The sequence below is a fragment of the Kitasatospora sp. NPDC058492 genome (assembly GCF_042720685.1).
GTDB lineage: Bacteria > Actinomycetota > Actinomycetes > Streptomycetales > Streptomycetaceae > Kitasatospora.
Genome location: NZ_JBHXMU010000014.1, coordinates 1 through 5,266, shown reverse-complemented (window position 1 = coordinate 5,266; position 5,266 = coordinate 1). Strand labels below are relative to the sequence as shown.

Sequence of the window (5,266 nt, the reverse complement as noted above, 5' to 3'; positions counted from 1 at the left end):
GGCCCCGCGCCCCCGCCGCCGGGCCCCCCGCCCTCCCCCCCCCCCCCCCCCCGGGCGCCCCGCCGCCCCGGGCCGGGGGCCCCCCGGGCAGGCGGGGGTTCGCGGCCGGGGCCGCGGCGACGGGTGGGTGGTTGTGCGTGCGGGCGGCTCAGGCGGTGGGCACCTGCTGGGTGATGCAGTGGACACCGCCGCCGCCGTAGGCGATCACCCGGGAGCGGACCCCGACGACCTTGCGGCCGGGCAGGGCGGCCGCGATGGCGGCGAGGGCCCCCTCGTCCTCCGGGACGTCGGCGACCGGGACGACGACGCCGCCGTTGGCGATGTAGAAGTTGAGGTAGCCGACCTCGACGTCGGTGCCGTTGACCTCGACGAAGGCGCTCTGCGGGACTTCGAGGATCTCCAGCCTGCGGCCCCGGGCGTCGGTGGCGGCCGCCAGGACGGCGTGGTTGGCGCGCATGCGCTCGTAGTCGGGGTGCTCGGGGTCGGCGGGCAGCTGGACGATCACCTTGCCGGGGGCGACGAACGCGCAGACGCCGTCCACGTGGCCGTCGGTCTCGGTGTCCAGCAGACCGCCGTACGGCAGCCAGATGATCGTGCTGACGCCGAGCTTCGCGATCAGCTCGGCCTCGATCTCCTCCTTGCTCATCCCCGGGTTGCGGTTCGGGTTCAGCAGGCACTGCTCGGTGGTGATCAGCGTGCCCTCGCCGTCGACCGTGATCGCCCCGCCTTCGAGGATCATCCGGGAGTCGATGCGCTCGACGCCCAGGCGCTCCAGCAGCCGCCCGGCGATCAGGTCGTCGGTGTCGTACGGGTGGTGCTTGCCGCCCCAGGCGTTGAAGCGGAAGTCCACACCGGCCCGCCGGCCGTCCTCGCCGAGTACGAAGATCGGCCCGGAGTCGCGGAACCACGAGTCGTCGATGGGGAGTTCCACGACCTCGACGCCCTCCCCGCACAGCTCCTGCGCCTCGGCGCCCCGGTCCGGCAGCGCGACCATCGTGACCGGCTCGAACTCGGAGATCGCCCGGGCGACCTGCGCGTACTCCCGCTTGGCCTCCTCGAAGGTCTCCCCCCAAAGGTCCGACCTGGTCGGCCAGGCCATCAGGCACCCGTCGTGGGGGGTCCACTCGGCCGGCATCTGGAACGTCATGACGGATCCTTCTCTCTTGTTCTAATTTTCAGTCAGGATGGGGTCGAGAGTGGCCGACCGAGGTGGTCGGCGGGGGGCTCGGCCGCGCTCAGCCGCGTTCAGCCGGCGGGCGGTACGGCGGGCTGCGACTGGGTGGAGCAGTGGATGCCGCCGCCGCCGCTCGCGATGTTGTCGATGTCGAGCTGGACGACGGTGCGGTCGGGGTACTTGGCCTGGAGGATCGCGTAGGCGACCCCGTCCGCGTAGCCGTCGCCGAACTGCGGGACGAGGACGGCGCCGTTGGCCGTGTAGTAGTTGGTGTAGCTGGACAGGAAGTCCTTGCCCGTTCCCCGGATGGAGTTGCGGTCGGGGCCGGGCAGCTCCGTGATGGTCAGGCGGCGGCCCTGGGCGTCGGTGGCGTTCTGCAGGGCCTGCCTGGTCTGCTGGTAGACCTCGACCCACCGGGGGTCGGTGCCCGGGCCGGGCTGGTCCAGCATGACCTGGCCGGGGGAGATGAAGCGGGCCAGGCAGTCGATGTGGCAGTCGGTGATGTCCTGGCCGGCCAGGCCCGGGACCCAGATGACCTTGTCCAGGCCGAGCGTCGACCTCAGCGCCTGCTCGACCTGGTCCCGGGTCATGCCCGGGTTGCGGTTGGGGTTCACCAGCGAGCTCTCGGTGGCCAGCAGGGTGCCCTGTCCGTCGGTCTCCAGCGAGCCGCCCTCGCCCACGAACGGGGCCTGGACGCGGGCGATCCCGTACTGGGACAGGAGCGTGCCCGCGGCCGCGGCGTCGTTGGCGTACGGCTGGTAGTAGGAGGTGTCGCGCTTGCCCCAGCCGTTGAAGTTGGTGTCCACCCCGGCGATGGTGCCGGGTGCGACGACGAAGGTCGGGCCGAAGTCCCGGATCCACAGGTCGTCGTTCGGGATCTCCAGGACCTCGATGCCGTAGTACGCGCCGGAGCCGCAGTAGTACCGGGCGTCGGCGGCCTGCCCGGGGCGGGCCAGCACCGCGACCGGCTCGTAGCGCGAGAGCTCGTACGCGACGTTCGCGATGTCCCGGCGGACGCCCGACAGCTGGCTGCGCCAGACCGAGGACAGGGCGGGCCAGGCCATGAAGGTGCGGGTGTGCCGGTCGGTCTCCGCGGGCATCCGCAGCGTGGCGCCGGACGGCGTTGTGGCTGCGGCCGCGTCCGTGGCTGTGGCTGTGTCCGTGGCTGTTTCTGCGGCCGCGGCGACCGAGGTGCCGAGGCCGGTGGCGAACGCGGCGCCGAGGGCCGCTGCGGGCAGGGCGGCAGCGCCGAATCTGAGCAGGCTGCGGCGGGTGGGAACGGGCGTGTCCAAGAGGACTCCCTCGGGGGCGGGGAGGTGTGGGGTGACGCACATCTTGGCTGCAACTAAAAATTCAGTCAATACCCGATACGTACGGTATCGCGGTTTTCCTTGCCGCACCGGCCTGGCCCGAGCCTGCCGTGAACCTGCCGTGAGCCCCGATCCGAGGTCGCCCGCCTGGTCGCAGGGTCATTGAGCCCTGAAACTTTGATCAGGAATTCCTCCACGAGAGGCCCCGGCCGGGTAGGGTGATCGCTTGTGTCGGATCGTCGAACAGAGATACTCATCGCCGCCACCCGCGTCATCGCGCGGCGTGGCGTGCGCGGGCTGCGCGTGGGTGAACTGGCCGCCGAGGCAGGGGTGTCCACCTCGCTGCTGTACTACCACTTCACCGACCGGGCCGGGCTGCTCCGCAAGACCCTGGAGTTCATCAGCGACCGGGCGGACCGCTACACCGCCGAGGGGGACTCGGCCGGGTACTCGGACGATCCCCGACGCGACCTCGAACAGGTCCTGCTCCTGGAACTCCAGGACACCCCGGACGTGCGCGAGAACAGCACCGCCTGGGGGGAGTTGAGGGCCAGCGCGGTCTTCGAGCCCGATCTCCGGGAGGAGCTGGCACGGGCCACCCACGCCTGGGTGCACGACGTCGCGGACCTGCTCGGCCGCGCCCGCCCCGAGGCCACGGCGCCGGCCCACACGGCCTCCGCCGAACGCCTCACCGTCCTGATCGAGGGCCTCAGCGCCCGCTGGCTGACCGGCTCGATGCCGCTGGAGCACGCACGACGCCTGCTCCGGGAGGCGATCGAGGTCGAGCTGGAGGCGCTGCCGGCCGTCGTACGGTGCCGCTGCTGACCGACCTTCCACCTGCCCGGGGTTCGGTGCGGGCCGCCGCGGCCCAGTTCTTCACCCGACACCTGAGGTGAGGCCGGGCCGTCGGACCGGCGGCAGACGGTAGCCGATGTCGGCCGGCCTGCCACTGGCCGACGGCAGGTCCCGGCCGTCTACAGGTCTCTGCACCGTGGGCCCCTGCCGAACTCTCGGCAGGGGCCCGTGCTGCCCGAAGTCAGAACTGTTCGATTTCTGCAGAGCTTCGAGGAGGCCGCACGCCCCGGCGGGTGTCAGTCGAACCGCGCGTTCACCCGACGGCCGGGATGTCGTGGGTGGCGCAGTGGATGCCGCCACCTCCGGCGGCGATGTTGTCGATCTTGACGGGGACGATCTCGCGGTCGGGGAAGTGCTGCTTGAGGATCTGCTGGGCGCGGTCGTCGGCGCGGTCGTCGCCGAACTTCGGGAGGTAGACGCCCTTGGAGCCGACGTAGAAGTTCATGTAGGAGGAGACGAAGGCGTCGCCGCGGCCGGTGATCTTGTCGGGGTCGGGCTGCTGGAGTTCGATGACGTCGAGCTTCTTGCCGCGGGCGTCGACGGCGTCCTTGAAGACGCCGCGGGCCTGGTCGGCGGAGCGGGACCAGACGTCGGCGGGCGAACCGGGGAAGGCCTGGTCGAGCAGGACGACGCCGGGGGCGGCGAAGCGGGTGAGGCAGTCGACGTGGGCGTCGGTGATGTCCTTGCCCTTGACGCCGGCCAGCCAGATCACGGTGGTGACGCCGAGGGCCTTCTTGAGCTCGGCCTCGACCTGGTCGCGGGACATGCCGGGGTTGCGGTTGCCGTTGACGACGGAGCTCTCGGTGACCAGCAGGGTGCCCTGGCCGTCGGTCTCGAAGGAGCCGCCTTCGGCGACCAGCTTCGTCTCGATGCGTTCGACGCCGTACTTGGCCAGGACGGTGCGGGCGATCTTGCCGTCGTTGGCGTGCTGCTGCTTGTTGCCCCAGCCGTTGAAGTTGAAGTCGACGCCCTTGACCTTGCCGCCCTCCTCGACGAACACCGGCAGGGTGTCGCGGGCCCACAGGTCGTCGACGGCGATGGGGACGACCTCGACGGCGGAGCCGCACGCGCTCTGCGCGGCGTCCCTCTGCTCGGGGCGGGCCATCAGGACGACCGGTTCGCGGGCGGCGATGGTCCGCGCCAGGCCGGCGATGTCCTTCCGGACGTCGGGGAGCTGGTCGCCCCAGACGTTCTCCGAGGCGGGCCAGGACATCACGGTGCGGACGTGCTTCTCCCATTCGGCGCCGAAGCGGCGTCCGCCGGGCGCCGCCGGGGCCCCGGACGGCTGCGGCGCCCCGGACGGCTGCGGGGCCTGCGTGGCGTCCTCGACGGGTTCGTCGAGGTCCGAACAGGCGGTCAGGCCGAGGGCGAGGACGCCCGCGCCGCCGAGGGAGCGCAGGATGGTGCGGCGGGACAGATCAGGGTGGGGCAGTCGGGTAGCCGGGGTGCGTTGCCGCACCCCGGCCCCCTCAGAACCGGACGTGCGGGTCGTCCCCGCATCCGGCTCAAGCGGACCCTGCTGGCTGCTTTGGATGGTCATGCGTCTATGGCCCTTCTATGGTCGCCAGCGTGATGCTGGCGGTGACATTCGGCGTGTACGAGGCGAAGGTTCGTTCGTGTGTCCGGCCCGTCGTCTCGTCGATAGATGAAGTGGTGTTTGTGCAACGGCTTCATCGATGCCGCGAACCATGCGGCCCACTCTCGCGGGCTGTCGGGTTCGTATTCGGCACCGGAGATCAGCGGCTGTTTGCACAGCGGGCAAATCCCCTTCTGACGTGCCGCCAGGGCGATCGATGTCTTATCGACCGTCGAAGGCAGACTGCGGCGTCGGCGGGCCGCCCAGTACTCGATCAGGGACGGGTCGTCAGGGGAATTCGCCCCTTTGACCATGACGTGCCTGTCGATCCTGGTCCAGGCGGACTTGTAG

The 5,266-nt window shown here is 71.0% G+C and carries 5 protein-coding genes; 1 reads left to right on the top strand and 4 read right to left on the bottom strand.

Annotated features, from left to right (window positions below; translation table 11 throughout):
* Window positions 1-148: 148 nt before the first annotated feature.
* The gene (locus ACFWPI_RS12045; protein WP_380379040.1) at window positions 149-1,147 is read right to left on the bottom strand and encodes an agmatine/peptidylarginine deiminase; all 999 of its coding nucleotides are present in this window, start codon (window positions 1,145-1,147) and stop codon (window positions 149-151) included.
* Window positions 1,148-1,245: 98 nt separating this feature from the next.
* Window positions 1,246-2,466, bottom strand: a complete 1,221-nt coding sequence (locus tag ACFWPI_RS12040) for an agmatine/peptidylarginine deiminase (protein WP_380379039.1) — start codon at window positions 2,464-2,466, stop codon at window positions 1,246-1,248.
* A 246-nt stretch (window positions 2,467-2,712) separates the two neighbouring features.
* Between ACFWPI_RS12040 and ACFWPI_RS12035 the strand changes: the two genes are divergently transcribed.
* Window positions 2,713-3,309, top strand: a complete 597-nt coding sequence (locus ACFWPI_RS12035) for a TetR/AcrR family transcriptional regulator (RefSeq protein ID WP_063352386.1) — start codon at window positions 2,713-2,715, stop codon at window positions 3,307-3,309.
* Between the two features lie 283 nt (window positions 3,310-3,592).
* Here ACFWPI_RS12035 and ACFWPI_RS12030 read toward each other — a convergent pair whose 3' ends face one another.
* Together ACFWPI_RS12030 and ACFWPI_RS12025 are read right to left on the bottom strand one after the other, a co-directional pair.
* Window positions 3,593-4,798, bottom strand: a complete 1,206-nt coding sequence (locus ACFWPI_RS12030; protein ID WP_380379037.1) for an agmatine/peptidylarginine deiminase — start codon at window positions 4,796-4,798, stop codon at window positions 3,593-3,595.
* Between the two features lie 77 nt (window positions 4,799-4,875).
* On the bottom strand, window positions 4,876-5,266 hold a 391-nt coding region (locus tag ACFWPI_RS12025), incomplete at its 5' end, for an HNH endonuclease (protein ID WP_380424757.1).

Bases quoted from the DNA above. Each gene is read 5' to 3' on its own strand.
- ACFWPI_RS12045 (WP_380379040.1), bottom strand. From the start codon at position 1,147: ATGACGTTCCAGATGCCGGCCGAGTGGACCCCCCACGACGGGTGCCTG.